The sequence below is a fragment of the Roseibium album genome, assembly GCF_965233825.1.
In the GTDB taxonomy this organism is placed as follows: domain Bacteria; phylum Pseudomonadota; class Alphaproteobacteria; order Rhizobiales; family Stappiaceae; genus Roseibium; species Roseibium album.
Genome location: NZ_OZ247583.1, coordinates 6,331,792 through 6,357,686, shown reverse-complemented (window position 1 = coordinate 6,357,686; position 25,895 = coordinate 6,331,792). Strand labels below are relative to the sequence as shown.

Genomic DNA, 25,895 nt, shown 5'->3' with positions numbered 1-25,895 from the left:
GTTTGGGGAGGAGAGTCACGATGCTCGCGAGAATATCCAAGGCTATGGCGAATTGGCCCATGATTGCGGTGACCGCAATATTTGCATTTGCCGTAAATTCCGGAGATGTCACAGCCCGGGAACAGGCCTGCGAGCTGCAGAATCTTGCTGACTATCCCGATGTTGCATTTGTTTCAGCAACGTTCCTCACCAAACCTGTCGGCCATTGCCGGGTTGAAGGCATCATCAGAACAGAAACCGGATTTGTGTTGCTGCTGCCTGACGACTGGAACGGCAAGTTCGTCATGGGGGGAAGTGGCGGGTTCGCTGGAAACTACGCGAATGCAGCGCAGGATCTCTGGAACGTTGTCGGGAGCGGTTGGGCAACCGTCGCAACCGACACCGGACACAAGGGAAATGCATTGAGCGCAAGTTGGGCCCTGAACAATCTCGAACGACAGGTCAACTTTGGTCACATGGCGGTGCATCGGACGGCGATGCACGCGAAAGCGATCATAAAAGACTACTATGGCACGCCGAGCAGGCGTGACATTTTCTTCGGGTGTTCTCGCGGAGGTGGACAGGGTTTGATGCTGGCCCAGAGGTCACCGGATCTCTTTGATGGCATTTATGCCGGTGCGCCGGCCTACAGCTGGACCGATGAGATCGCCGGGCGCTGGACCCGAGAAGCCCAACTCATGTACCCCAATCCCGACCAGATCACGACACCTGTGATTGATGCCCGTGCACTTCAGGTGCTTGGCAATGCGGTCATGGCCCGATGTGATGCGCTGGATGGCCTGGCAGACGGGATACTGAACGACCCGAGGCAATGCGATATTGATGTCTCTGCACTGGAGTGTGGTACCGAAGGGACCAACCAATGCCTTACCAAAGAGCAGGTTGCGGTAGCTGAGGCGGTCTATGGGAGCCTCTCCTACGGAAATTCCGAGTGGCCAGGCGTTCCGTATGGCGCCGAGCTTCCCGGAAATCCCCTGGGGTGGGAGCGATGGATCACAGGCGGGTTCATACCCAAGGAACAGGTGGACTTCCATCCCGGTCTTGAGGACGAAGTGTTCGAAGCGCCACCCGTTCCGAACGCCCGGTGGGGATTCGCGACCGGTCTGATGAAGTATTTCTTCTATAGCGATCCGGACTGGACTTATAAAGATTATGACTTCTCAGATTATGCGCATAACGCTGCTCGGCTGTCGCCGACACTGGATGCGACCGACCCGAACCTTTCGGAATTCCGGGCCAACGGCGGCAAGCTGATCATAGACAACGGCTGGATGGACGGCTCACTTTCTGCCTATGGGACGATTGACTATTACGAAAACGTACTTGCCTTTGACAAGACCGCGCGAGATGACGTGCGGCTCTTCATCCGTCCCGGTGTCGCGCATTGCCAGGGCGGTCCAGGTCCGGACGGAACGAACTACATTGCGGCCCTCGAGATTTGGCTGAACACCGGTGTGGCGCCTGAAAAGCTGGATGCCCCATTCGTCAACCCGATGACCCGGGAGCCAACAGGCAACGGGCGGATCATCTGCGCACACCCGGGCACTGTGACCTATGACGGGTCCGGCGACCCGAATGATCCGGCGAGCTTCAGTTGCGAAAACTTCGACCTTACCCGGCGCTAGCCGTCAGAGCCTTGAAATGGCTCATTCGCGTTACGCCGGTCACCATTTGCCGTTCCTCGAATTGCCTGCAGGACTTGCGTTTTTGTTCTGATATCTCATCGAAAAAGCCGACATGGTGACCTTCCGCGCAGGATCGCATTGCCAATTTGCGCGGAAGGAGGGGCGGGCGCTTGAGTTCACCAGCGCGCATCCAAAACTCCAAATGTCGCCCAGTGTCACGTTGCCTATATATCTCGCAATCTCCAATGTGCGGCAATTCACCGGTGCTCAGGTGCGGGCAACAGAATTCTACTTTGATAGCCTGGCGATCAGTTTTTGCGCCGTCCGGATGCCTGCGATTACATGGTTCTGGCCGCGCGCAAGTTCGGTGCGCGAAAATCCTTTCAGCTCAACCGGACGGTCCGCGATTTTCGTCGCTTCTTCCAGTGAAGGCAGGGGAGGGATGGTCAGCGCGGGGTCATGCCGAAACCGGTCGCTTCGGTTGAAATTCAAGGGCACCAGAATACGCGCCAGCTCCTGGATGACCGTATTTGCAGCGGCCTTGGAAACAATACCCCTTGCGACGCCATCGTAAAAACTCTCCAGATCCGACAGAAGCGCCGTCGCGGCCGCACGACAGCCGGAAAGGTCGAATTCGGTTCCTGCCTGGTTCTGGTAGTCGTCGATGGTTGTCTGGAATTCACGCGCCGTTGCCCGCCAGTCCATTGGCAGTACCGATGCATTGGCATTCCTGAATACAGCCAGAAGATAGACCTTGATATCCCTGAGCAGGATGTCCTTGTCCGCAATTTCCAGCGTATCGTTTTCCGTGTGCCAGGCGATATTCATTCCACAGCCACCAACGGCATAATAGCCAAGTTCTTCGCGGTGAGCGTCCGTCATGGCCGATGACAGCATCAGATAACTTGAAAGGCCGATGTCATTGAATGAATAGTCTCCGGCCCGATGGGGGCGTTCGGATTGCAGTTTCTTGCCTGCAACATCCCGAATTACGCCGGCAAGGAAATCATGGGCTTCGGACATGACCGAAACGTGTATGAATTCCGTGGCCCATCGACACCCGGGGCTGTCACAGTTTACCTGCGCGACACAGTTTTCATCCAGGTCGAGCGCAAAGGTATCCGAATACCAGGTTGATCCCGCGTAGCGACCCGTCGAGTGGCCTGGCCACCAGCAGATCTTGACCGTGCGCCGAAGCTTGTCCCGGTTGGCCCAAAGAACGCGCGCAATCTCCAACATCGTTGCGTCGCCTGTTGCATTGTCGCCAACACCCACATCCCAGCTATCAAGATGGCCGTGCAGCAAAACGTATTTCTCGGGTTCCTCAGTTCCGCTGATCGTGATTTCCGGGAGTTTGGACCGAAACCAGCCTTCCTCCATTTCGGTAAAAATCGTCGCATGACCACCGGACCTTGCCAGCTCGATCAGTGCCTTGCCGGCCTCCAGGTTAACCGCGGCGGCCGGAATGCCGGGTTTCCGGGCCAGGTCGGATGCGCCGGGTATACCCCAGATCGTCGTGCAGATCCCCCAGTGAACATCGATGCCGGGATTGATTGCGATGACGCCGATTGCTCCGCATCCCTCCATCAGGGATATGATTGCAGGACTGGCAAAACCTTCGGTCAGGACGATATTGCCGCGCACCTTCGCTTCCATTTCCGGCCCCGCCTCCAACTGACTTTCGAAGGCATCCTCCTCGTCCATGTTCGTCGTGCCGGGGATATAGGCCAGTTGACCGGTCAGGCCAGTCCTCGCATCTGCGCTGAAGGCGGGAGGTTTGGCGCGGAATGTCGTGCCATCCGCCTCAATTCGCGCTTCTCCCGGCAGGCTCAGAAACAGATCCGGTTCGTGAACCTTGACTTCGACACCGTGTGCCTCGAGTCGCGAAACAACTTCCTCCATGCCTCGGTTCACGTCGTCCGGATGTTCGCGCTTGAAGGTGGCGAAGCTCTCTACCAGCGCCCAGGGGTCGTGGATGGTGACTTGATCAAGCAAAGCAGTTTCTGTGGCGTTCATGGGAGCTTCCAGTGTTTTATTCAGTGAAACAATGTAATGCAGAATAAAACACTAGCAGCAAGTCGAGATCATCCGCAACCCGTGTGATCAGGAGTCATTGCAACAAGACGGCGCTATAGATCGCGGGATTTCAAATCCGGCATGAGTGTCAGCCAAGCGTAAGGCGCTTTGAGATTTCCGCCGCGGCCTCGACGACTTTCTCGATATAGCTGGCACGGCGAACTTCATCGAGCCGCGCCGAGGCGCCGGCGACAGAGATCCCGGCGACGATTTCACCGGCCGTGTTCTGGATGGGCGCGGCAACGGAAAAGGCACCATCGTCGAGGTCGTTGGTCGCGACATTGTAGCGGTTGGACCGGATGAGTAGGAGAGCATCGCGCAGGCGTTCAGGATCGGTAATTGTGTGGGGACTGAACCGTTCCAGCGGAGCGTCGAGCACACGGTCACGGATGCTGGGTTCAGCATAAGCCAGAAGCACCATGGACGCGCCTCCCGCATGCAATGGTCCGCGCCTGCCGGTTTGCGCGAACAATCTTATGCTATGAAGACCTTCCCGAGTCGCGATGGCAATCGCGGCTGTGCCTTCGCGCACCACGAGATTGACGTTTTCTCCTGTTTCGTCCCTTAGCGCGTCCATGACGGGGCGTGCGACCTGCAGCAGTGCTCCCTTGCGTCCGACACGTTCGCCCAGTAATGCGACACGATAGCCGAGTGAATAGATCGCTCGCTCCTCGTCGCGCTGGACGTAGCCGTCTTCTTCCAGCGTCTGCAGCAGGCGAAAGGCGATGGACTTCGTCAGCCCCAGCTTCTCCGCCAGTGCGGTGACGCCGATGCCGGGGGTGTCGCCCAAAGCTTCCAGAACCCGCAATGCCCGAGCCACTGCATCAATCCGGTACGACTTCCGCTCAGCTGCGCCTGGTGCTGTCGATGTCACCATTTTCTTCCTTCACTCTATTGATTTTAATTTTCTATGTGTTTTACTGATTGAAGCATATCAAAAATGTTTTACTGAATAAAACAAAATCTTCACCAAAGGGATCACCACTGATCTTATCCGGTGTGGATTTTTGGTGTGATCGGGCGGCCTGCTCCGCGCCTTGGCAAGGCTGACGGAGGCCTCGCGCAACCGAAATGGCCTGAACGCGTTGCGCTCGGGCCCAGTCAACAGGAGAGTGACCTTGAAGACTTTTTTCAAAATTGCCGTGGGGGCCGCGCTGGGGGCGTCGTTTTATGCAACGTCCGTTTCCGCGCAGGATCCAATACGTACAATTCACCTGTTGTCCCGGCCACAGGCAGCGCAACCGGCCGAGTTCCAGGCGATCCAGCTGATTGCACAGGAATGGCGCAAACTGGGTCTTGATGTTGAAGTTGACGTGATGCCGTGGTCGCAGATGGCCAACGCAGTCTGGTACAATCGTGATGACTGGGACGTGACCGCCTGGCAAATGACCGGCCGCCCGGAACGTTCCGACCCGGACGAGATCATCTACAATCTCTTCCATTCATCGACCGCCGACAAGGGTTACAATTTCATTGGCTACAACAACCCCGAATACGACAAGCTGGTGGAAGAGCAGCGTGTGACGGTCGATCCGGAAAAACGCCAGAAGCTTGTGATCGAGGCACAGAAGATGCTGGACGCGGACCAGCCCAACATGATGCTTGTGCATCCCCAGCAGGCCTTTGCATTTGACAAGACGGTGTTCGATCCGGCGACGGTCGTCGATCAGTCCGGCATCGGGATCCGCAGCTACTGGACCTGGTTGTCGCTGGCTCCGACCGGCGAACAAAAAGACGTCATCGTCAACAGTTCCGACAATGTGATCGCGGTGAACCCGCTTTACATTTCCGGTGTTACCGACAACTGGTTGACCGAACTGATCTATGATCGCCTCTACCGTGTCGGGCCGGACGGTCTGCCGACACCATGGGCTGCGGAAGGTCATGAGTGGCGCGACGAAAAGACCATTGCGGTAACGCTCCGCGATGGCCTGAAATTCCATGACGGCAACCCGGTCACAGCCGAAGACGTGGTGTTCTCCTATCAGGCAACGACCGGCGGTGAAGCGCCCATGTATGCGCCGTTCGGGCAGAACATCACGAACATCGAAATCGAGGGTGACAACGTCATCGTTTTCACGCTGGCCACACCTTCCGCGTCCTTCCTCACGTCCAGCCTTGCCAAGATCAATATCATCCCCAAACACGTGTGGGAGCCTATCCTGGCCGATCTTTCCTCAAAGGAGGAAAATGCGGAATCCCATCAGGAGGAGATGCCGATCGGTTCGGGCGCGTATAAATTCGTGCGGTGGCTGCCAAATGAAGAAATTGTGCTTGAAGCCAATGCCGACCACTTCAATGCCCCCAAAGCGGACCGCTTCATTCTTCGGATTGTTCCGAATGCGGAAGCAGCGCTAGGCATGCTTCGTTCGGGCGAGTTGAACTTCCTCACAGACTTCCAGGGCGACCCGCAGGTGCTGATTACCGCAGCAGATGAAGATGGCGACCTGCAAGTTGTCTCAACGGTCGACATCGGGTTCCGGTATGTGGCGTTCAATCTTCGGCGTCCTCCCTTTGACGATCCGGCTTTCCGCAGGGCGTTGTCCAGTGCCGTGGATCGCCGGCTGATTGTCAACGCGGCGTTCAAGAAGTTTGCGGTTCCATCGAATTCGGTGGTTTCGCCAGCACTTGAATACTGGCACGCGGCTGATGTCGTTGACGGCTTCAAGGCTGGTCCGGATGTTGCCAAAAGCATCCTCGAGGAAGCTGGTTACGGCGGGGTTGGCGAGCGTCTTGCCTATCCTGAAGGTGTCTCGGAAACCCTGGGCAAGTAAGACCTCCGACAAAACGCGCGGTGGCATGGTCATCGCGCGTTTCCAATCCAGGAAACTTCGGTTTTTGTTGTTGCTGCACGCGTCAGCGACCGCTCGGGACATGCGATGAATTCACTCAAGCCTCTGCTCATCAGAACGCTGCAACTGGCGCTGGTCCTCTGGGCTGTGGTGACCATTCTTTTCCTGATGTTCCGGCTCATGCCCGGCAGTCCGCTGGCAGCCTACATCGATCCGACATTTACAGAAGAACAGCAAGAAGCGCTCATCCGTCAGTTCGGTCTGGATAAACCGCTCTGGCAACAGTATTTCACCTATCTCGTCAATCTTCTGAAGGGCGAGCTTGGATATTCCTTCCGCTACCGCGCACCTGTTGCCGAGCGAATTTGGCTGTTGCTGCCAAACACGCTGATCCTGACGTTTTCTTCGCTGATTGTCGCCTATGTGTTCGGCATTCTGGCAGGCGCCTGGCTCGCATGGCGGCGTGGTTCACGTGTTGAAGTTGCCGCGTTGCCTGTCGTGCTGGCGACCCGGGCAATGCCGGAATTCTGGCTCGGAATGGTTCTTCTGGCGATCTTTTCCTTCTCTCTGGGTTGGTTTCCAGCGGGTGGAACGCGCTCGGCCGGCACGGAATACAGCAGCCTTTGGGCGCTTTATACATCTGCTGATTTCCTTTCCCACCTGGCGCTGCCCATGTTGACGCTGGCGATCTATTCGCAAGGCCTGCCATTGCTTTTGATGCGCTCCAACATGTTGGACGTCATGAAGGAAGATTTCGTCACCATGGCGAAGGTCAAGGGCCTTTCGTCCTATGCGGTCGTCGTTCGTCACGGTGCACGCAACGCGCTGCTGCCTGTTGTCACCTCCTTTGCCATTGCGGTGGGATATCAGCTGCAGGGCAATGTGGTCGTGGAGAGCGTGTTCTCCTGGCCAGGCCTGGGTCGAGAGCTGGTCGCCGCCGTTCTGGCGTCCGATTATCCGCTGGCACAAGGGGCTTTCCTGATGATTGCAATTGTGGTCATCGCGATGAACCTGATTGCGGATCTGCTCTACACATTCCTCGATCCAAGGATCTCCCATGCCTGAGACGGTTGCAGACACGCACGAAAGCGGCGTTGCCCGTATCTTTGCAGCGATACGCCTGCCCGTGGGCGACCCGTTCGCCCTGGCTGGCCTCGTGATTTATGCAGTCTTTATCTTCACGGCGATCTGTGCACCCTACATTGCCCCCTACGACCCCTCGGAAATTCTTTATACGGCCGACTACGATCTCGCCTCCGATCTTCCTCCGGGTGCGAAAGGACATCTTCTGGGAACGACCTCGCTTGGGCGGGATATCTTCTCTCAGATTGTCTGGGGTGCGCGCTCCGCATTGCTGGTCGGGTTCACAGCCGCTTTCATGGTCGCCTTCATCGGATCAATCGTTGGTCTGCTTGCCGGATATTTCGGCGGATGGGTGGACGCGGTCCTGATGCGACTGGCGGACGTGGCCTTCGGGATCCCCTTTCTTCCTTTCGTAATCGTCATCTCTGCATTTTCAGAACCCTCGATCTGGAACACGGTGATCGCAATGGGCCTTGTTCTCTGGCGCGACACGGGCAGGGTCATCCGGTCTCAGGTCCTGTCGCTCCGCTCGCGCGGATATGTGGAGGCGGCGCGCGTCGTGGGATCTTCCGATCTCAAGATCATCTTGCGTCATATCACTCCGAACATTCTGCCGTTGTCGTTCCTCTACGGTTCCATAGCGATCGGCTGGGCGATCCTGACCGAAGCGTCCATCAGCTTTCTGGGGTTCGGCGATCCGGACGCCATCAGCTGGGGGTTCATGCTGCAGGATGCGTTTGCCAGTCAGGCACTCGCCCGTCAGGCCTATTACTGGTTCATCCCGCCCGGCCTTGCCATCATCCTGGTGGTGAGCGCCGGTTTTTTCATTTCGCGTGGGTATGAAAACCTGCTCTTCCCGAAGTTGGGGCGCTAAGATGGACGCACCGCTGCTCTCGGTCAAAGATGTTAGCATCGCCTACAAGGTCGGCGCACTCGACATTGTCGCCGTCAGCAATGCCCGATTTGACGTGCCGCAAGGCTCTATCGTGGGACTTGTCGGTGAATCGGGCTGCGGCAAAACCACGATGGCCCGGGCGCTCACCCGTGTCATCGCGGACAATGCCCGGATCAAGGCCGGCCAGATGCAGTTTGCCGGTCAGGACATCGTATCGCTGTCCGAGAAGGACATGAATTCTCTGCGCTGGCGCGACATTGCATTCATCCCGCAATCGGCGATGAATTCACTCGACCCGGTCTATCGCGTCGAATACCAGATCGTCGAGGTGCTGCGGGACCGGGGTGGCTTGAGCAAATCCGCTGCGAGAAAACGTGCAGTGGAACTCTTTGAAATGGTTGGTATCGATCCTGGACGATTGCGCGATTTTCCGCATCAGTTTTCAGGCGGTATGCGTCAGCGCGCCGCCATTGCGCTGGCATTGGCACTCGAGCCGAAGCTGGTGGTTGCCGACGAACCGGTGACGGCGCTGGACGTCATCATCCAACGACAGATTCTGGACCAGTTGCGCAGCCTGCAACGCGAACTGGGCCTGTCCGTCATCATGGTGACACATGACATTTCCGTCGTGGCATATATCTGCGACCGCACAGTTGTGATGTATGCGGGAAAAGTGGTCGAGGATTGCGACACCGCAACCCTCCTGAACGAACCGCTGCATCCCTATACAATGGGGTTGAAAAACGCGTTTCCAGATCTCCATTCGGCAGGAACCGGGATCCTTACACCGATCGCTGGCAGTCCGCCGGATCTTGCGAATCCGCCGCCTGGATGCCGTTTCGCAGCACGATGTCCCTTTGCCACCGATCAGTGCCGTGTCGAGGAACCGATGTTGACGGAAGATGCTCCCGGCCACTTCGTTGCCTGTCATCGTGCTGTCGAAGCTGCGGCTTTGCGTGAAGAAGCCAAGCAGCCAGGGACGTGGGGAACAGCAGCATGAGTGACCCCATTATCGAGCTGAAAGATACAAAGCTGCACTACAAAATAGGGAATGCCGTTTCTGCGATGATGGGCCTCTCGACAACCGTCAAGGCGGTTGATGGCGTCAGCTTCTCGCTTCGCAAGGGAGAAAGTGTCGGACTATTGGGCGAGTCCGGCTGCGGCAAGACGTCAATGGGCCGCATCCTCGTCCGGCTTGAAGAAATTACCGGTGGATCCGCCCGGTTTGAAGGAGACGAGATCGGGGATCTCAAAGGTTCGGATCTGCAACGATTCAGAAGCCGGTCTCAGATGATTTTTCAAAACCCGTTCGACGCGGTCAACCCGCGCTATTCCATTCGCAAGACCTTGGAAGAACCTCTTGCGAATGCAAAAATTTCGCGCAGCACCTGGCATCAGCGGATCATCGACGCACTTGACCTGGTCGGGCTCGGCGACCCCGAACAGTATCTCGAGCGATATCCGCACCAGCTTTCCGGTGGACAGCTTCAGCGGGTCGTCATGGCGCGGGCTCTCATACTGGAACCGGATTTTGTGGTGGCCGACGAACCGGTTTCAATGCTGGACGTCTCGGTGCGGGCCGGCGTTCTGAACGTTTTTCGGGATGTGCGTGATCGCCTGGGATTGACGGCCATCTATATCAGTCATGATCTGGCTCTGGTGCGCTACGTGTGTGAACGCACGATCGTGATGTATCTGGGCAAGATCATGGAAGACGGTCCGACCGAGGACATCGTCCATGACCCCTTGCATCCCTATTCGCAGGCACTGGTCGCTGCTGTACCGACACCGCATGTAGACCAGAGCCACGATCCGCTGCCAATCGGCGGGGGCGCACCCGACCCCCGCAATCCACCCTCCGGCTGCGTCTTTCGTGATCGCTGCCCCAGGGCGCAATTGCGGTGCGCCGATGAAGTCCCCCAGCCACGCCGGATCGGTACCCGGCTGGTTGCCTGTCATTTTGCGAGTGTCTGATGCTTGCTGCTGTTTACACCCGAACCGGTCCAGCCGCAGAAGTGCTTCAAATTGCTGACCGGACGAGCGCTGAGCCCGGTGACGGCGAAGTCCTGGTTCAGGTGATGACATCCGGTATCAACCCCGCAGACGTCAAGCGCAGAGCAGGCTGGAACGGTGCCAGGATGGCGCACCCGCTGATCATCCCGCATTGCGACGGGGCGGGCATCATCCGGTCGGTCGGAGAGGGCGTTTCCAGCGACAGGATCGGAGAGCGGGTCTGGATGTGGAATGCACAAGGCGGGTATGGCGAAGCCGGACGGGCCTTTGGAACAGCAGCCGAATTCATCAGCCTTCCTTCCGCCCAGGCCGTCAATCTTCCGGACGCGCTGGATTTCCAGGAAGGTGCCTGCCTAGGCGTTCCCGCGCTGACAGCCTGGCTCGCGATATTGGGTGATGGCAGTGTCGAGGACAAGACGCTCCTGATCCAGGGCGGCTCAGGAGCGGTAGGTCAGATCTGCGTGCAGATCGGGCTGGCCCACGGGGCGCGGGTCTTGTGTACTGTGGGCACGGCGGCAGGGGCGGAAGCGGTTGCATCGCTCGGTGATGTCACGATATTCAATCGCCACCGACCGGACATTGCAGAAGAAATCGCCCGTTTGACACAGGGCAAGGGCATCGACCGTATTGTGGAAGTCGATCTCGCCGCCAATCTTGAGACCGACATTGCCTGTCTTGCACCGCACGGAACGATTGCCAGTTTTTCCTGCAGTTCAAATCCGGCACCCGTCCTGCCTTATTACGCGCTCGCCGATCTTGGTGCGCAGATCCGTTTCATTCAGGGGTTTCGGCTGACGGCTGATCAGCGAACCGAAGCGGAAACCGGGATCAACGAGATGATCCGGTCCGCAACACTACGCCCACGGATCGGGGCAACCTATCCACTATCCGAAATTGCCGCCGCACACGCTCGCGTGGAGGCCGGTGCGCTGGGGCAAACCGTGCTCACACTTCCCGCTCTGAACGGAGTTGACCATGAATAAACAATCGCGCCTGATCGAACAGCCGCTCTGCGATCCTGTCTCACTTGAGATCATTCGCGGCGCGATCGCTGCGGCTCAATCCGAGATGGAGGCGCTGATAGAGCGCACGGCCATTTCTGCCTTTATCCGCGAGAAGAAGGATTTTTACACGGCGCTTTTTGACGGAAACGGCACGATGGCCGTGGGGTCGATGGTTCCGATCTTTGGTGACATGACCCGGCCTGTGCTCGAGAAGTTTCCGATGGAAACGATGCAGGAGGGCGATGTCTACTGGTACAATGATTGTTATGGCTCCTACGGCGCCATATCCCATTCCAATGATCAGGTTCTGCTTGCGCCTGTTTTTCGCAACGGTCAGGTCTGCGCCTTCGTCATGAGCTGGGCTCACTTCGCAGATATCGGCGGACTGCGTCCTGGCTCCATCAGCCCGGATGCGACAGATATCTTCCAGGAAGGCATCATGATCCCGGTTACCAAGATGATCGACGCCGGGAGGGTCAATCAGGCCGCACTCGACATCTTTCATCGCAATTCCAGGTATCCGGATCAGAGCATCGGCGACATGCGTGCCCTGATGGCATCCGTCGAGCTGGGCGTGCGCAGGGTCGGGGAAATCCTGGACCGGTTCGGACCTGCGGTTATGGCAGATGCTCTTGCGCAGCTTTTGCAGCGCACGCGGAAGCTGGTGCGCAGCAAACTGGCTGAAACCTTTGACTACGGAACACACAGTTTTACCGATGCAATCGATACTGACGGACACGGAAACGGTCCGTTTCATATGCGGTTTTCGCTCACCCGCACCAAGGGCGCTGACGGTGAAGACGTCTATTCCTTCGATGCTCGCGACAGCGATGACCAGGCGCCCGGGCCGATCAACTACCTTATGAATGAAGGCGTTCCGGGGATGGCGCTCGGATTGTTTTACCTGGGAGGAGATCCGAGCCAGGTGTGCAATGCCGGAGGTCCAAATGCTCTGGATGAAGTTCTCTTTCGAAAGGGCAGTTTCCTGCAGCCGGAATATCCGGCGCCGCTTGGATTGCGCGGGCTGACCGCAATGCGCATGATCTCGGCAATGTGCGGACTTCTCAACGCAGGGGGAGGTGAGGCGCCAGCGGCGAACTCCGCTTATGTCGTCAACATCATGCGAGGCACATATCGGACTGACGACGGCCGGCTCAAACCCTATTTGCTGGCAGACGGAATTGGCGTCGGCTATGGCGCGCGTTCTACGGCTGACGGAATCGATGCGGTCTATTTCGTCGCTCAGGAGAACTATCCGGTTGAATTTCTTGAAGCCGGCTATCCCGTCACCATGAGAGCATATGGAATTGCAACCGATTCAGGCGGTCCTGGCCGGTATCGCGGCGGGTGTGGAATCGTTCGCGAGTACGAAATCCTTGCCGAAGAAACAATGGTCGCAATCCGCATCGACAGCGTCAAGAACCCGCCCTGGGGAATCCATGGCGGAAAATCGGGCCGTCACGGTGTTGCAATCGTCAATCCCGGCACCGATGCGGAAGTCCGCCTCGATCCGCTGTCCGACCGTAACATGCTGAAAAAGGGTGACATATTGCGAATTGAGACCGGCGGGGGAGGTGGGCACGGACATCCCTACGATCGCCCGCCTGAGAAGGTTTTGAGCGATGTTCTGGGTGGGTTCGTCGAGGCGGAAACCGCCATGAGCGAGTACGGCGTGGTGATTGAGGATGGCAGGCTCAACCATGATGCGACCCTGTCGATGCGCAGCAACCGTCCGAAAACTCTCCGCTTTCACCGTCAGGAGTATGTCGATGCCTTCGTCTGATACCAGTCCGGGTTCCTCTTACGCCGTTGCAGTCGATATCGGTGGTACCTTCACGGACATCTCGCTGCTGGACCGTAACTCCGGCGCCATGTGGCGAGCCAAGACCCCTTCGATACCGTCCGATCCTTCCCAAGCCTTCATGACCGGTGTCGAGGCCGTTATGGCAGACGCGGGCATTGCGGCGAGAGATCTGTCGCGGGTTCTTCACGGCACGACAGTTGCCACCAACATGATCCTGGAAGACAAGGGTGCACGCACCGCATTGGTTACAACGCGGGGGTTTCGGCATGTGCTCGAAATCGGGCGCCAGGATATTCCGCGTCACGCCAATCTCTTCACATGGGTCAAGCCGACGCGTCCTGTTCCTGCCGACAGAATTCACGAAGTCGTGGAACGTATCGGTACAGGCGGAAGGGTTCTTGAGACACTGGATGAAACCAGCGTCCGGCAGGTTGCGGACACGCTCAAGGACCAGAATGTTGAATCGGTCGCGGTTTGCCTCCTGCATGCTTATGCAAACCCCGCGCATGAAATCCGCGTGGTCGAAATCCTGCGTGAGGCGTTGCCGGACCTTGCAATCACCTGTTCGACGGACGTTCTACCCGTCGTTCGTGAGTTCGAGAGATCACTGGCGACGGTCTTGAACGCGAATGTCATGCCTGGTGTCTCCAACTACATTTCTCGTTTGCAGGAACGCCTTGATGAAGCGCAGGCGGCATCGCCGTTGTTGCTGATGCAGTCAAACGGCGGTGTTGCGGGGACGGAAGCGATCCGTGTCGCGCCGGCGTTGACTGCCCTGTCGGGGCCCGCTGCGGGTGTTGTCGGTGCGGTGAATGCGGCTGCCGCCTGTGGCATCCGCGATATCATAACGGTCGACATCGGTGGGACATCTGCCGATATCTGTCTTATTCGAAATGGCAGCATCGCTCTGACCCAGCAAGGCAAGGTGGGGGCATGGCCGCTTTCACTTCCGATGGTCGACATGGTGACGATCGGTGCCGGGGGCGGTTCTATCGCTGCGGTCAACAATGACACGCTCGCGGTCGGACCTCATTCCGCCGGCGCGCGTCCGGGTCCTGCTGCCTATGGTCATGGCGGCAGGGAAGCGACCGTGACGGATGCTCATGTAACACTCGGCAACCTGCCTCACGCCTTGTTGGGCGGCTCCATGTCTCTCGATGTCGACGCGGCGAAACGGGTTGTCAGCGACAATGTCGCCAAACCGCTGGGCCTATCCGATGAGGACGCTGCACAAGGTATCCTCGCCATCATGAACAACAACATGATCGGGGCTGTTCGAACCATATCAGTCGAACGCGGTCATGATCCGCGCGATTTTACCCTGGTACCCTTCGGTGGTGCCGGACCGCTTCATGGTTGTGCACTGGCGGAGCTGTTGGGGATATCGCAAGTTCTGGTTCCTCCAGCGCCCGGTCTGCTTTGCGCTGCCGGTTTACTGGCGGCAGATATGAAAGCCGAATTTACCCGTGCTCTACCGACAGCCGGTGCCGTCGATCAGGATGCAGGCGAAGCCATCGTTAACGGTCTCAGAAAAAAGGCAGAAGACTGGCTGGATGCGGAAGGGGTTCCCGCCTCTCAACGAGAGCTCAAGGCCCTCGCGCTTTTGCGTTTCCATGGACAAGGCGGTGAGATCGCCGTCGAGTGGGGACAAACGGCGCAAGAGACGGAAAACAATTTCCGCAGTGCGCACAAGTCGCTTTATGGTTTCGTGCTTGATGCACAAATCGAACTGGTGACAATCCGGGTCGAAGCCGTCGGCGCAACCGAACCGATCAAGGTACCTGTTCTTGATCCGTCAGCGCGACCCGACCCCCTCCAGTCCCAGATAGTCCATTGGCCCGGAGGAAAGAAGGAAACACCGATCTACGACCGGGCATCCCTGGGTGCCGGGAACGGAATTTCCGGACCTGCCATTCTCATTCAATTGGATACGACCTGCATCATCCCACCGGGGTGGATCGCCCGTGTTCATGGTTCGGGAGCACTCGTTCTGAGAAGGGAAGCCGGATGACCGACAGTCTTTTCGCCCATATCGATGCGAACGCGGACGAATTTGTTGCTCGTGTCATGGACTACGTGCGTCATCCGTCCATCTCGGCGCATGATATCGGCATTCGCAAAGTCGCCGAGATGCTTGTCAGTCACCTCGACGGATTGGGGTTTGATGCCGGTCTCGTCGAAACGCCTGGTCATCCATTCGTCTTGGGGCATCTCACTGTCGACCCGTCCAAACCGACCGTTCTGCTTTATGGTCACTACGACGTTCAACCTCCCGATCCGCTTGATGCCTGGATAAGTCCTCCCTTTGAACCCACCCTGCGAGATGGTCGAATCTGGGCGCGCGGGATCGGTGACAACAAGGGGCAGCACTTCGCTCAATTGCTCGCAATCGAAACGCACCTCAAGGTAAATGGCAGTTTGCCCTGCAATGTCATCTTCCTGTTGGAAGGCGAAGAGGAAATTGGTTCACCGCAGATCGCCGAATTCGTGCGTCAAAACGCTGAACGGCTGCAGGCGGATCTTGTCGTTACCTCGGACGGTCCGCTCCACGAAAGCGGACAGCCAGTGATTACCTTTGGCGTCCGCGGTGTGGCTTCATTCGACCTTTTGGCCAAAGGGGCTTCGAGAGATGTTCATTCCGGGAATTTCGGCGGTGTCGTTCCCAATCCTATCTGGACGCTCGTACATCTGCTCGCAACCATGAAGGATCCGGATGGATACATCACCGTTGAGGGCATTACGGAACCGGTCATTCCGGCGAGCAACGTGGAACGGGAAGTCATTTCCAGACTTCCCGACGATGAAGCAGCGGTGAAAGCGGATCTTGAGCTGACCGAGCTTGACGGACCCAAGGAGCGGCCATACTGGGACAGACTGATGTTCCACCCGACATTGACCATCAACGGGCTTCATGGCGGTTACGGCGGGCCGGGCAGCAAGACGGTTCTGCCGAACGAGGCTATCGCCAAGTGCGACATTCGTCTGGTTGAACCACTTACACCTGACTATGTGTTCGAGCGGGTCGAGGCTCATGTGGCGCGTTTTGCGCCAGAGGTCGAGGTTGTTCGGCACAATGGAATGTTGCCGTCAAAGACCCCGCTGACCAGCCGTTTCGCCGTGCCCCTGATCGAGGCCGTCAAATCTGCCCGCGGTGTCGAGCCTCTCGTATATCCGACTGTGGGTGGCTCGTTGCCAGATTATGTGTTCACCAAAATCCTGGACAAACCGGCGTTTGTCATTCCGTATGCCAATGCTGATGAAGCCAATCATGCACCTAATGAAAACCTGGAAGTCGAGCGATTTATCGATGGTATCAAAACCGGTGCAGCCGTTTTGGTAGAATTGGGCCGGCTGAACAGATAGGCCCCGATGGCGATCCGGAGTGCCGCCCCAACGCGTCCGCAACCTCGTCTCGGGCTGGAGAACCTTGTTTCATTCCAGGGTTTGTCTCCCAGACGTGGCTTGTGTCTTCGGAGCAGGTGACAAGCTGCTGTCTGCGCTTCCATACAAACGGGTTTATGCCCGGCTGAAAACTCTGCTGAGCGATCGGGCTCGGAAAGATGCCAGCCAGTCCGAGCGTCTCGGCAACGCCCGGGGCAAAGCGGCAAGGTTTACGGATACGGGAAGCTTTGTGACGATCTGATTGAACAGCGTGAGGCGTGCAGCCTGAACCATGTTGCGTGACTGGAAAGGCTCACGCGATTCCAATTTGGAATCCGGTCAAACAGATCGTCGCCAAGCTTCACATGCCAGACAAAATTGTCTCGATGTTGCCGCTGGTTGCGGCCTTGTCAGTAAGCGAATGCCGAGGTTCGATGCCAACCGGCAAGTTCGCAACTCAATCGAGTGCCCAATTCAGGCTACCGAAAACACGATGTCGCTATCTTATATGTAAAACACATATGCTTTTCCATAGCTTGTTCATTCGCAATTCTTGTGTTTTGGTTTGTATTAAATCGAAATTCGAATAATTACATGATTGCGCAAATTTATACTTTGTCGATATCAATTTACATTGAGTAAACATGCAAATGACCCAATCCGAAATTGCCATTCGCGAAGTATTGCAGATTTTTCAGACAATTCATCGAGAAGGTGTGCGCCGGTGATCATTACATTCACTTTGAACATTCAAAAATCAGTGGGCCTTGGCGGCAAGAACGACAAAGCCGATGTCATGGCCGTTCAATTGCGGATCAATGAATTGATGCCTCGTGCTGGTACTCCCCTCGCTGTCGACGGAATCGCGGGGCCACTGACCCAGGGGATGATCGCCGACTTTCAGGCCGTCGCGCTGGGGTTCAGCCGGCCTGACGCACGCGTAGATCCCGGCGGGCGTACGGAGCGCGGGTTGAACAATTCGGCAGCAGCGGCTGCCTGGCGCTGGACCGATCCGCGCCATGACCCCCAGCAATACGTTCCCAACACGCCGAAAAAGATGAAGGACGCCAAGGAAAAAGCCGAGGTGGGCGGTCCTGACGCGAAACGGAAAGGCAGTCCCCGGACCACGGGAGGCATTGGGGGCTCACCGGGAGTTGTGGTGCCCAGCAAGAAACCCTACCGCGACAAGGAGGGGCATCTCGTTGTTGCCAAGGGAGCTGAAGCGCTCAAGGTCGCGCACGGGAATCTCTCTTGGCTCGACGATGTCCGGGGGTCCACGACCGGTCTCATCGGCAGCAGCTACCTGGTGCCAAAGGGCACGGTCGATCTCAAACTCAAGCAGGTCATTGTAGGCCAGTCCGGCGGCGACACGGGCAAGGTTTTCTGGATCCGCGGCAACACGCTTTATGCCAGCCGCGGGCTAGATTTCATCGTAAATCTGGAATCGACGGGTCTTTTCAAAGAGATCAATGTTCAGACCCGCGCAGTGAAACCGGCCAGCAATGCCATGGCGGCATTTGTCATGGGTTTCGGCACGACGATCATCGGCACGGCAGGCCTGGCTGTGACAGCAACCGTTATCTTCACGAAGGGCCTCGTATTCTACAAAACGAGAGAAAGGGAAGTGAAGGGTGTTGCAGCTATGCTGCCGGACATTGTCCGGGGCTTCAGGTTCTTGAAAAACAATTGTCCAAATTTCTGGTCTCACCTGTCGCGCGGCCTCGGTTCGGCGTTCTCCTCCGCGCTGTCATCGATACCCGACGGCTTCACGGCTCAACATGTCGCCGGATTTATGGGAAAGATGATGGGCGGTCTGGGTGCAGCGGGAGATGTTTCCATCTCCACCTCCGTAACCGTTCTCGCGAAGGTGCTCGCAACGACCCTGCCGCTCGTCGCCATAACCGGAACCGCAAGAAATGCGCAGGAGATCGTGAAATCGCTGACCACTTCCTTTGCGCAGGCGGGCATTCCGATCACCGAACAGGACGCCCGGAAAATGGTCGAAGAACTGGGCAAACCCGGCGTGTCGCAAGAGCTTGCGAAGCTGCAAGCGGCCATGAGCAAGGCGGATCGTCTGCTCGTCGATCTGGGTGATCACTGGCTGAAGGCGGGGGGGCACGCAGCGGTGAAGAAAATCTCCAGGCCGGATGACGGCATCTGGTCATTCTTTTGAAGGTGCGGTCTTTCCCGCACTTCCGGACCTGACCCGGTATGCGTCTCTTTCGTTTTCACGCTCAACAACATTTCCCGGCGAATTTTGCCCGACGACGAGTATTTCCGAGGCAAACTCGATCTGCCGAAGAAGGTTCATGCCGGCATGGGTGTTTTGGAGACCTGGCGGCTCGCAAGCGAGCCGGCTTCCAGCAAGACCACGACGAGAACCGTACGTTCTTTTCCAAATAGCTGGTTCTGGCAACGAGCCTGCCTTCACTCCGGGCCTTCAAAGAAACTTCCGTCAAAGCGAATCCCGAGAGTCTCTCCAGACGATCCTTCGAGGCGAAGAACGTCACCATTGAGCTCAATATGAGCAACGCGATCCCACCCGACCGGACGCTGAACCGCGCCGATCACATGACGGATCGCCACTGATCCGGCCGGGTCCAACGCCAAGGCCGTAGGCACGCCCATTCTGGTGAGTTCCGACGGCGCAAGGCTTGCTCGGTGGCCGCAATGCAAACCACTGCATCCGTCTTCAATCCCAAGTACATTACGATGGCGACCATTCCAGGGTGGCGTGGTCAACCCACCGTTCGAATACCAGTGCATCGTCACCGGGAGGACCTTGGGATCCTTGAGAACAAACACGATGTCATCCTCGGCGTCGCGGAGTACAGCGGTCCATCCAAGTCTTGTATCCGGCGCATCGATCAGCACCACAAAATCCTCATGAACATCGGCAATCGGAAATCTGGTCAGATCCGTCGTTCCGCTTCTCGAGGGAAACGCGGTCGGGTCGACGGAAGTTGCGGGACATATCAGATGATTGAGGCCAGGTTCCGTTGCCGCGTCCGGTGTTGTTGCAAGGCATTTTGGTGAATGAGAAATGCGCCCGCCGGCTTCCATGCGGGTCAGGACATGATGCGCAACTGGCAAGGCACCGCTGCCGCCAATGAAACTGTGGGTCTGGTAAAGCAGTGGAGCATCATTTGCACAGCGGAGCTGTTTTTCAACTCGTGCGCCCAAGACGGTTTTGCGCAGTCTGAAACGTGCTTCCGAGCGACTGGTCTCATCGACGCAGTCCCAGCGCGAATTTGCGGACCATCCGTGAAACGGTGCCGCTTCGACATCGCTTTGAGCAAAGGGAGCGCAGAGAAAATCGCCTGACAGGTATCGTTCCACCTTCGGCAGGTCGTCGGGAAACATGGTGTCTTCATCGTCGATCCACGCAGCCGAATGGAGAGGGGAGTGCCACCGATCGTTGTGAAACACAGAGTAGTCGCGCAAATGACCCACCCTCAGGTCCAGAGAAACACGAGCGTTGGGCGAGCACAGGGTGACAAAGTCCATCGGCCAGCCCAGACTTAAAAGGTTGCCGTAACGCCGCCGTCGACGGGCAGATTGGCACCTGTCACATAGCTTGCTGCATCTGACAGAAGAAATGCGACTGCACCTGCCACTTCTACCGGTTGAGCCGGTCTTGCGAGCGGGATCTTCCTGTGCCGGAGGTACACTGTCTTGAAGTATTCCGTGTCGTGTTCATGACTGCCGTCGTTCATGACTGCCATGTCGGTATCGATGAAGCCGGGAGAGACAGAGTTAACTCGAATCCCGTGTTCGGCAAGATCACAGGCAAGGCAGCGCGTCAAATTGAGAATGGCGCCCTTGGCCATGGAATAAGGCACTGAATCCACTGATCCGACCATGCCCATGATCGATGCGATATTCACGATTGCCCCATGGGAAGCCGTCAACACCGGAGTTGCTGCCCGGCACATATGCAATGCACCGGACTGGTTCACGTTGATGACGTGGCGGTAGCGTTCAAGGTCCAGTTGATCCCAGGTCGAAATATCTCCGATAGCGGCGTTGTTGACCAACCCGTCCAGTCTGCCGTGCCGCGCCGTGACATCGTCGACGAGCGCTGCGCACGCGCGATCATCGGATACATCGCATTTGTGGATGCTGGAATGGTCTGGCAAATTCGACGCCTCGATATCGCCGATATCGCAAAGCGCAACCCTGGCGCCCTGATCGAGCAGATGTTGGGCGATTGCTTTACCGATGCCTCGCGCCGCGCCGGTGACAAGAATAACTTTGCCTTGCATAAATTCACTCCTGATTACTCGGCAATCGAGGCGGTCCGACCGCGATAGAGTATTGCCAGTGCCCCTGTCAAAATCGCGGTGACCAACAAGACAAGAGTGACCAGCGCAGAAATTTCCGGGGTGAACCCGTAACGCATCATGCCGTAAAGCCGGATCGGCAGGGTCATGCCATCTCCAACGATAAAGAGCGTGATCATTGTTTCATCGAAAGAGATCGCAAGACTCATGATCGCCGAGGTTGCCAGTGGCATGGCCAGTTGCGGCAACAGGACCTGAAAAAAACAACGCCATGGCCCTGCGCCGAGATCGCGTGCGGCCCAGACCAAAGCCGGGTCCAGCATCGATAACCGGGTTTGCAGCGTTCGAAATCCGATCGCCAGAACGAACACGACATGGCCCAGGATCACGGCGTTCACCCCTCTGGCGATTCCCACTTCCTTCATCGTGACGAGCAGAGCCATTCCGGTAATGATCGGTGGAAGGAGAAAGGGTAGAAACACCAGCGCCGATATTGTCGTTCTTTCCCAGCGTGGTGTCCGCGCGCGGCTTGTGTAGATCGACATGGCCAAACTCAGCACCAGCGTTGCGGTGACTGCAACAATTCCCACCTTGATCGAACTCAAGACAGCGGCTCCGATTTCGGCGTTGGAAAACAGCTTGGCGTACCAATTGAAAGAAAAGCTCTCCCAGATGATTTTTCCGCGGCGAACGGAAAAGAACGACGTCAGCACGACCAGAAAAATCGGGGCATAGAGCAGAAACACCGTCAGGACAGCGATGATGTTCAACAGTGTACGGACCGGTTTCATGGCCCCTCCCGTCGAAGCCATCTTGGATTGCTGAGCTTGCCCGCCACGGCAATTACCGCGAAGGAAAGAACCATCAGAACCAGTGACAGGGCAGCGCCAAGCGGCCAGTTGAACGCGATGCCGAACTGGGAAAAAATCAACCGGCCATAGGTCAGTCCATTCACGCCACCTACCAGTTCGGGGGCCAGGAAATCGCCAACGCTGAGAACGAAGGTGAACATCACTCCGACGACTGCAGAAGGAAAGGACAACGGAAGAACAATAGTCCAGAAAATACGGATCGGGCCGGCGCCGAGATCCCGTGCGGCATTGATGGTTGCGTCTGGAATGCGTTCCAGTCCGACAAACGTGGTCAGAATGCTGAACGGTACCAGTGCGAAGACGAGCGTCATTCGCACCGCGGTCAAGTTGAACAGGAAGACCGACAGAGGCTCGTCAATCAGGCCGATCCAGATCAGAAACTGATTTAGAAAGCCTGTGTGTCCCAAAAGGCCACGCATTGAATAGATCTTGATCACGTAGCTCATCATCAGAGGTATGGCGACCGCAAAGATCAATGTGTATTTCAATGCTGGCCGTTGCCGGTTGATGAACACCGCAACAATGTAACCGGTGACGAAGCAGAGTATTGAAACCTCGACGGCGATCCTCAAGGTTTTTCCCAACACCTTGCGGTAGACCGGGTCACTTGCCACTTCGACATAGTTGTCGAGGGACAGGGCATGAACGATGGACCCGCCTTCGACCCCGAAAAAACCGTAGACCAGAAATGCGGCGATCGGGATCAGGACTGCCATCAGCAAAAATGCCCAGATGGAAACACGCCAGATCGCGACCGAAAACCAATGCGCGGTCATCTCGGACCGGCACCAGGAATGACCGTACAGTCACAGTCCGGAAATCCTAATATGGTTTCCTCGCCAAGTTCGATCGTGTCACCACGTCCCGGTCTCCGGACCAGGATCTCACGGCCAGTCGCCGTACGGAATGTCAACAGGGTGTTGTCGCCATGAAACCGCCGATCCGTGAGAACAGCACGGCTTTTCAGCCTGGCATGCGTTTCACCGACCTGAACGGACTCGGGGCGTATTGTCAGTACGTTGGAACCGCTGTGCGGCGTTGCCGCCCTGCCAAACTCCGTGTCGCCGTTGTCATCCATTTGAAAGAGGTTGTTCAGTCCGATGAATTCCGCAACGAAAGTGGTCCTGGGTGCGTGATACAAAGCATCCGGAGTATCAACCTGCTCAATTCGTCCCTGATTGAGGATGCAGATACGATCAGACAGAGAAATTGCCTCGTCCTGGTCATGGGTCACGAAAACAAATGTCAGCCCCAGGTCCCTGTGCAATTCCTTCAAGAAGCGCTGCATCTGGCCTCGCAAGACGGCATCCAGCGCTGAAAGCGGCTCGTCCAGCAGAATTACCCTGGGCTCACAGACCAGAACACGGGCAATGGCCACACGCTGCTTCTGTCCGCCACTGAGCTGCGCCGGAAAGGCGTGGATCCTGTCTGAAAGTCCAACCCTGTCGATCATTTCGGTCACGGATTTTTTCAATACGCCGCCGCGTTGACCCTTGACCCTTAGTCCAAACGCCACATTGTCGAAAACGGTCATGTGCGGAAACAAGGCATAGCCTTGAAAGACGGTGTTGAACGGTCGCTTTTCCATTGGATGCGACGTGATGTCGGTTTCCCCGTGCACGATCCTGCCCTGATCCGGCATTTCAATGCCGGCGATTGCTTTCAGAAGTGTCGTCTTGCCCGAACCGCTGGCCCCGAGCAGCGAAAAGAACGCCCCCGAGCCAATCGTCAGGTTTATCTGCTTCAGTACCCAGGTGCTGCCGTAGCATTTGCCAAGCTCATCAAGGATAAGATCCATGTTGTCCTCATGGTTGTGCGTAGGCGCGCACCGCATCCCAGTTGAGATCAACGCCGAGGCCTGGCGCGTCGTCCAACCCGACAATGACACCGTCCTGCATGGACACGCCGCCCAACGTCAATTCCTTGCGCAGTTTCTCGATGCACAGTTCCTGCGGCAGGAATTCGATAAACTTGCAATGGGGTGTAACCGCGGAAAAGTGTGCAGTCGCTGCAGTCGATACACCGGTTTTCCAGCAATGCGGCACGATGGTCAGATCGTGTCGCGCGGCCATGTCAGCGACAAGCAAGGCCTCGGACAATCCACCCACCCGACCTATGTCGGGTTGCGGGATCGACACGCCACCACAAGCTATCAGGTCGGCGAATTCGTGTCGTGTCGACAACCACTCCCCCATGGCGATCGGGATATCCACCAATTCGGAAAGCTTGCGGTGTTCACTCAGATCATCGCACCAGACCGGGGTCTCGACAAAAAACAAGTCGAAATCGAGCCAGTCCTTCATAACCGCAGCGGCGCTGACGGCATCGGGGAACATGTACTGGACATCAACCATCAGGGTCACGTCATCGCCAACCGTGCGACGAACCTCGCTGATCAGTTCTGTGTGCCTGTCGTATGGCTCTTTCATGCCGTCGTGAGCATAGGGGCCGTTCATTGTGATTTCAGCTTTCATCGCGCGAAAACCGAGTGTTCTGGCGCGCTCCGCGGCCTGGCACAGTGCATCGCGATAATCGTGAAACCCGACACCATGTGGCTGAAGAGAGGCATAGGGCACCACCGGATCGCTTCGCCGTTCCCGGCCGAGCAATTGCCATACAGGCTTGTTCTCGCGCTTTCCCAACAGGTCCCAGAGTGCCATCTCGACGGCACCAAGTGCATGGATGACGGCACCGCGCCTGCCGTTCATCGCGGTTGCGACATAGGCGCGTTCCCAAAAGACGCGAATATCCTCGACGGGTTCCGACATCAGGATATCGCGAAGGCACAATCCCATTGTATGGGTGCCGGGGGCATCGATACAGGCGCGCCCGATCCAGGGATTGACGTCCGATTCTCCATATCCCCGGTTGCCGTGCTCATCTTCGACAACAACAAGGAGGCTGTCCTGCGCCGAGGACGTCAGTGTTTCGTCGAAATCATCCGCCAACAGGACGTGGATCTCGAGATTTTTTATCTGCATTTCACGGGTCTCGATACTGACCGTTACCGGGGCGCGGTCAAGTCCGACGCCCCGGAGCCGATGTTTCGTCTACTTCGTTGCCGCTTTCACTTCATTCCAGAGGCGAACTCGGGCGTCCATGTCCTCCACGGGCTTCAGCCAGACCAGGTTGTCGGCATAGTCCAGTCCTTCGGCTTCCATGGTGGTCGGCCCATAGCCGTATTTGCTGTTAAGCACCTCGCCCACTTCCGGGCGCAACGAATAGTCTGCCCAGGCATGGGCGCAATCAAGATCACCGGCACCTGCGGACAGGGCCCACGTGTCCAGCCAGCCGACCGCACCTTCTTTGGGTATCGAATAGACCGCATTGTAGCCCCGCTCGCGCAACTGGCCGAGCTGCGGCTCGCCCATGGAGAGCATCATTGTTGCAGCACCGCTTTCCCAGACAGCAACACCATCTTCAAACCCGGCGTAGTAGCTCAGCAGGTTGCCCTTGAGGTCGATGAGCTTGTCGCGCACTTGCACCATTTGTTCGTCGGTCAAATCGAACGGGTCATCAAACCCCAGGTAAAGTGCTGCCATGACAATGTTGTTGTTGGAATCGTCGAGCGCTATGACGCGCTGCGCATTCTCAGGATCCCACATGGCACCCCAGGATGTCGGTGCATCGCTCAATTCGTCAGCGTCGTATATCAACCCCTGCGAGCCCCATGCGATGGGGATGCCCAACCTTTTCTCACCATCCTGCACGGCCGCCACTTCCTGAAATGCCGGGAGCAGATTGTTGAGGTTGGACAACTTCTGATCGTCGAAGGCTTGCAGCAATCCTGCCTCCGCATAACGCGGATAAAGGCTGGTATCGATCGAAACAAGGTCGAAGTCTGTTCCGTCGGAACCAGCCATTTTGGCGAACATCTCGTCAACGCCACCAACATAACTGACTGCGACCTTGCAGCCGCTGGCTTCTTCAAATGGGACCCGCCACGCGTCGTCGGCATATCCCTCAAAGGCAAGCAAACGCACTTCCTGTGCAGATGCAGTGCTGCCGATGGCAAATGTGGCTAAGCAAACAGCCATCATTGGAAATTTCAGTTTTGGCATGTTCTC

The 25,895-nt window shown here is 57.1% G+C and carries 21 protein-coding genes; 12 read left to right on the top strand and 9 right to left on the bottom strand.

Annotated features, from left to right (window positions below; translation table 11 throughout):
• The first annotated feature begins 20 nt into the window (after nt 1-20).
• Nucleotides 21-1,625, top strand: a complete 1,605-nt coding sequence (locus ACO6TI_RS29235) for a DUF6351 family protein (protein WP_158510314.1) — start codon at nt 21-23, stop codon at nt 1,623-1,625.
• Nucleotides 1,626-1,913: 288 nt separating this feature from the next.
• Here the strand turns inward: ACO6TI_RS29235 and ACO6TI_RS29230 are convergent, their stop codons facing one another.
• The gene (locus ACO6TI_RS29230; RefSeq protein ID WP_196894114.1) at nt 1,914-3,641 is read right to left on the bottom strand and encodes a M28 family metallopeptidase; all 1,728 of its coding nucleotides are present in this window, start codon (nt 3,639-3,641) and stop codon (nt 1,914-1,916) included.
• 148 nt (nt 3,642-3,789) lie between these two features.
• Nucleotides 3,790-4,578, bottom strand: a complete 789-nt coding sequence (locus tag ACO6TI_RS29225) for an IclR family transcriptional regulator (RefSeq protein WP_055110962.1) — start codon at nt 4,576-4,578, stop codon at nt 3,790-3,792.
• Nucleotides 4,579-4,819: 241 nt separating this feature from the next.
• Here ACO6TI_RS29225 and ACO6TI_RS29220 point away from each other — a divergent pair, with 241 nt between their 5' ends.
• From ACO6TI_RS29220 to ACO6TI_RS29170, 11 genes are all read left to right on the top strand, one after another.
• Nucleotides 4,820-6,475 (top strand): ABC transporter substrate-binding protein, encoded by a 1,656-nt coding sequence (locus ACO6TI_RS29220; protein ID WP_055112520.1) that lies wholly within the window; start codon nt 4,820-4,822, stop codon nt 6,473-6,475.
• Nucleotides 6,476-6,580: 105 nt separating this feature from the next.
• A complete protein-coding gene (locus ACO6TI_RS29215; RefSeq protein WP_055110965.1) occupies nt 6,581-7,558 on the top strand; it encodes an ABC transporter permease in 978 nt (325 codons plus the stop codon).
• Nucleotides 7,551-8,450: an ABC transporter permease gene (locus ACO6TI_RS29210; RefSeq protein ID WP_422383891.1), complete on the top strand. Its 900-nt coding sequence runs from the start codon at nt 7,551-7,553 to the stop codon at nt 8,448-8,450. Before ACO6TI_RS29215 ends, ACO6TI_RS29210 begins: the two co-directional genes overlap by 8 nt.
• 1 nt (nt 8,451) lies before the next feature.
• Nucleotides 8,452-9,471, top strand: coding sequence for an ABC transporter ATP-binding protein (locus tag ACO6TI_RS29205; protein WP_055110969.1), 1,020 nt, complete (start codon nt 8,452-8,454; stop codon nt 9,469-9,471).
• Entirely contained in the window at nt 9,468-10,445 is a 978-nt protein-coding gene (locus ACO6TI_RS29200) for an ABC transporter ATP-binding protein (RefSeq protein ID WP_422383890.1), read from the top strand. The genes ACO6TI_RS29205 and ACO6TI_RS29200 overlap by 4 nt, the downstream gene beginning before the upstream one ends.
• A complete protein-coding gene (locus tag ACO6TI_RS29195) occupies nt 10,445-11,467 on the top strand; it encodes an NADPH:quinone reductase (protein ID WP_422383889.1) in 1,023 nt (340 codons plus the stop codon). The genes ACO6TI_RS29200 and ACO6TI_RS29195 overlap by 1 nt, the downstream gene beginning before the upstream one ends.
• The gene (locus tag ACO6TI_RS29190) at nt 11,460-13,271 is read left to right on the top strand and encodes a hydantoinase B/oxoprolinase family protein (protein ID WP_055110972.1); all 1,812 of its coding nucleotides are present in this window, start codon (nt 11,460-11,462) and stop codon (nt 13,269-13,271) included. The genes ACO6TI_RS29195 and ACO6TI_RS29190 overlap by 8 nt, the downstream gene beginning before the upstream one ends.
• Entirely contained in the window at nt 13,258-15,303 is a 2,046-nt protein-coding gene (locus ACO6TI_RS29185) for a hydantoinase/oxoprolinase family protein (protein ID WP_422383888.1), read from the top strand. The genes ACO6TI_RS29190 and ACO6TI_RS29185 overlap by 14 nt, the downstream gene beginning before the upstream one ends.
• The gene (locus tag ACO6TI_RS29180) at nt 15,300-16,655 is read left to right on the top strand and encodes a M20/M25/M40 family metallo-hydrolase (RefSeq protein ID WP_055110974.1); all 1,356 of its coding nucleotides are present in this window, start codon (nt 15,300-15,302) and stop codon (nt 16,653-16,655) included. The genes ACO6TI_RS29185 and ACO6TI_RS29180 overlap by 4 nt, the downstream gene beginning before the upstream one ends.
• A 19-nt stretch (nt 16,656-16,674) precedes the next feature.
• Nucleotides 16,675-16,935 (top strand): hypothetical protein, encoded by a 261-nt coding sequence (locus ACO6TI_RS29175; RefSeq protein WP_422383887.1) that lies wholly within the window; start codon nt 16,675-16,677, stop codon nt 16,933-16,935.
• Between the two features lie 462 nt (nt 16,936-17,397).
• The gene (locus ACO6TI_RS29170; RefSeq protein ID WP_422383886.1) at nt 17,398-18,846 is read left to right on the top strand and encodes a hypothetical protein; all 1,449 of its coding nucleotides are present in this window, start codon (nt 17,398-17,400) and stop codon (nt 18,844-18,846) included.
• Nucleotides 18,847-19,100: 254 nt separating this feature from the next.
• Here the strand turns inward: ACO6TI_RS29170 and ACO6TI_RS29165 are convergent, their stop codons facing one another.
• The 7 genes from ACO6TI_RS29165 to ACO6TI_RS29135 all read right to left on the bottom strand — a co-directional run bounded on the left by ACO6TI_RS29165 (nt 19,101) and on the right by ACO6TI_RS29135 (nt 25,889).
• Entirely contained in the window at nt 19,101-20,180 is a 1,080-nt protein-coding gene (locus ACO6TI_RS29165; protein ID WP_104701257.1) for a hypothetical protein, read from the bottom strand.
• 14 nt (nt 20,181-20,194) lie between these two features.
• Nucleotides 20,195-20,938: an SDR family NAD(P)-dependent oxidoreductase gene (locus ACO6TI_RS29160; RefSeq protein ID WP_055110980.1), complete on the bottom strand. Its 744-nt coding sequence runs from the start codon at nt 20,936-20,938 to the stop codon at nt 20,195-20,197.
• A gap of 14 nt (nt 20,939-20,952) precedes the next feature.
• Entirely contained in the window at nt 20,953-21,747 is a 795-nt protein-coding gene (locus tag ACO6TI_RS29155; protein ID WP_055112526.1) for an ABC transporter permease, read from the bottom strand.
• Entirely contained in the window at nt 21,744-22,604 is an 861-nt protein-coding gene (locus ACO6TI_RS29150) for an ABC transporter permease (RefSeq protein WP_055110982.1), read from the bottom strand. Before ACO6TI_RS29150 ends, ACO6TI_RS29155 begins: the two co-directional genes overlap by 4 nt.
• Nucleotides 22,601-23,626, bottom strand: a complete 1,026-nt coding sequence (locus ACO6TI_RS29145) for an ABC transporter ATP-binding protein (protein ID WP_158510315.1) — start codon at nt 23,624-23,626, stop codon at nt 22,601-22,603. The genes ACO6TI_RS29150 and ACO6TI_RS29145 overlap by 4 nt, the downstream gene beginning before the upstream one ends.
• Before the next feature lie 7 nt (nt 23,627-23,633).
• Nucleotides 23,634-24,809, bottom strand: coding sequence for a mandelate racemase/muconate lactonizing enzyme family protein (locus tag ACO6TI_RS29140; protein WP_422383885.1), 1,176 nt, complete (start codon nt 24,807-24,809; stop codon nt 23,634-23,636).
• A gap of 69 nt (nt 24,810-24,878) precedes the next feature.
• Entirely contained in the window at nt 24,879-25,889 is a 1,011-nt protein-coding gene (locus ACO6TI_RS29135; RefSeq protein ID WP_196878891.1) for an ABC transporter substrate-binding protein, read from the bottom strand.
• Between the last annotated feature and the right edge of the window lie 6 nt (nt 25,890-25,895).